Origin of the sequence: Herminiimonas sp., assembly GCF_030645555.1 — a bacterium.
Classification (GTDB): domain Bacteria; phylum Pseudomonadota; class Gammaproteobacteria; order Burkholderiales; family Burkholderiaceae_D; genus Oxalicibacterium.
The window spans coordinates 1-2,540 of record NZ_JAUSME010000296.1; the positions used below are offsets into that span (position 1 = coordinate 1).

The following is a 2,540-nucleotide window of genomic DNA, read 5'->3' on the forward strand; positions in this document are numbered from 1 at the left end:
CGCAATGCTGGTTTTTTCATCTTCGGTATAACCCGACAGACGGATGACTTCCATCCGGTCCAGCAACGCTGGCGGTATGTTGTACGAGTTCGATGTCGCAACAAACATCACGTCAGACAGATCGAAATCGACTTCGACATAGTGATCCGAGAACGTGTGGTTTTGTTCAGGATCGAGCACCTCCAGCAATGCCGATGAAGGATCACCGCGGAAATCCGCACCCATCTTGTCGATTTCATCGAGCAGGAACAGCGGATTGCGCACGCCGGCTTTTGCCATGCTTTGCAAAATCTTGCCCGGCATGGAGCCTATGTAGGTACGACGATGACCGCGTATTTCTGCCTCGTCACGCACGCCACCCAGGGCCATGCGGATGAACTTGCGGTTCGTCGCACGCGCAATCGATTGACCAAGCGAAGTCTTGCCCACACCCGGAGGACCAACGAAGCACAGGATAGGCGCTTTGAGTTTGTCGACGCGCTGCTGCACGGCGAGGTATTCCAGGATGCGTTCCTTGACCTTGTCGAGACCGTAGTGATCGTCTTCCAGTACTTTCTCGGCATTGGTCAGGTCATTGTTCACTTTCGATTTTTTCTTCCACGGCAAGCCGAGCAAGGTATCGATGTAATTGCGCACGACGGTTGCTTCGGCTGACATCGGCGACATCAGCTTGAGTTTTTTCAACTCGTTTTGTGCCTTGGCGAGCGCCTCTTTCGGCATCTTGGCCGCAATGACTTTTTTCTCCAGATCTTCGAGGTCAGCTCCTTCTTCGCCCTCGCCCAGTTCTTTCTGTATCGCCTTGACCTGCTCGTTCAAATAGTATTCGCGCTGCGATTTTTCCATCTGGCGTTTCACGCGGCCGCGTATGCGCTTCTCGACTTGCAGTATGTCGAGCTCGCCTTCGAGTTGGCCGAGCAAATGCTCATAGCGTTTGGCGACGTTGAAGATTTCCAGGATCACCTGTTTTTGCTCAAGCTTGAGCGGCAGGTGCGCAGCGATGGTATCGGCCAAGCGGCCGGCATCATCTATACCGGCCAGCGAGGTCAGTATCTCTGGCGGAATTTTCTTGTTCAGTTTTACATATTGATCGAACTGCTGGACGATCGCGCGACGCATCGCTTCCACTTCCGACTCGTCGCCGGCTTCGGATTCTATAGGCGTGAGATCGGCAACGAAATGCGTTTCCAGTTCGCTGATGTGATGAATGCGTGCGCGCTGCGCGCCTTCGACCAGCACCTTGACGGTGCCGTCAGGCAGCTTCAGCATTTGCAGTATGTTGGCGACGCAACCGATTTCATAAATGTCGTCGGCTGACGGTTCGTCCTTGGCTGCGGCTTTTTGTGCGGCGAGCATGATGCTCTTGCCCTGCTCCATCGCGGCTTCCAGCGCCTTGATTGATTTAGGACGACCGACGAACAAAGGGATCACCATGTGCGGGAAGACAACAACATCGCGCAGCGGCAATAGCGGCAGTTGGGTTTGTTCAGTGGAAAGAGTAGTCGTCATGGCGAGCCTTATCTATAAACGTGTTAATGATGTTGGCGCTAACGGCCAAAACACAAGCCCGGACAGCACAAAAATCGCTCAGAAAAACAATAAAAGCCACCCGCGAAGTTGTCTTCGAAGTGGCTTTACGATGGAAGCCTGAATGATCCTTGCTGATTTAATTGTACTGGTGTTTTCAATGAAAAACAGGCTCAAAGAGCCTGTTTTTGATGATTTACTGCAGATTTTTGAAATATTTATTATTTAGCGCCGGATACCTTGGGCTGCTCATCGTAAATCAGCAATGGTTTGGCACCATTGTTAATCGTGCCCTCATCGATGACCACCTTGGAAACGTTTTGTTCGTTCGGCAATTCATACATGACATCCAGCAAGGCATGCTCAAGTATCGAACGCAAACCGCGTGCGCCCGTCTTGCGTGCAATGGCTTTTTTGGCAATCGCCTGCAATGCAGCCGGGCGGATTTCCAGTTCAGCGCCTTCCATTTCCAGCAACTTTGAATATTGCTTGATCAATGCATTCTTGGGTTCGAGCAAGATCTGTATCAGTGCGGCTTCATCCAGTTCGCGCAGGGTAGCCACGACCGGCAGGCGACCTACCAATTCCGGAATCAGACCAAACTTGATCAAATCTTCAGGCTCGGTATCGAGCATGACCTGGCTCGCGCTACGCTCTTCGCGGCTCTTTACTGTCGCCGAGAAACCGATGCCGCTCTTTTCCGAACGCTCGGAAATGATCTTGGCCAGGCCGTCAAATGCGCCGCCGCAAATGAACATGATGTTGGTAGTGTCGATTTGCACAAAATCCTGGTTAGGATGTTTGCGTCCACCTTGTGGTGGCACCGAAGCCATCGTGCCCTCGATCAATTTCAGCAAGGCTTGCTGTACACCTTCGCCGGACACGTCGCGGGTGATCGAGGGGTTATCCGACTTGCGCGAAATCTTGTCGATCTCGTCCACATAGATGATACCGCGCTGTGCCTTTTCGACGTTATAGTCGCAGGTCTGCAACAGCTTCTGAATGATGTTTTCCAC

Annotated in this window: 2 protein-coding genes; both read right to left on the reverse strand. The window is 52.3% G+C overall.

What is annotated here, in order from left to right; translation table 11 throughout:
• Nucleotides 1-1,506, reverse strand: a 1,506-nt coding sequence (gene lon, locus Q7T06_RS11340) for an endopeptidase La (RefSeq protein WP_304784713.1), incomplete at its 3' end; no start/stop codon positions are given.
• 239 nt (nt 1,507-1,745) lie between these two features.
• Nucleotides 1,746-2,540, reverse strand: a 795-nt coding sequence (gene clpX, locus Q7T06_RS11345; RefSeq protein ID WP_304784715.1) for an ATP-dependent Clp protease ATP-binding subunit ClpX, incomplete at its 5' end; no start/stop codon positions are given.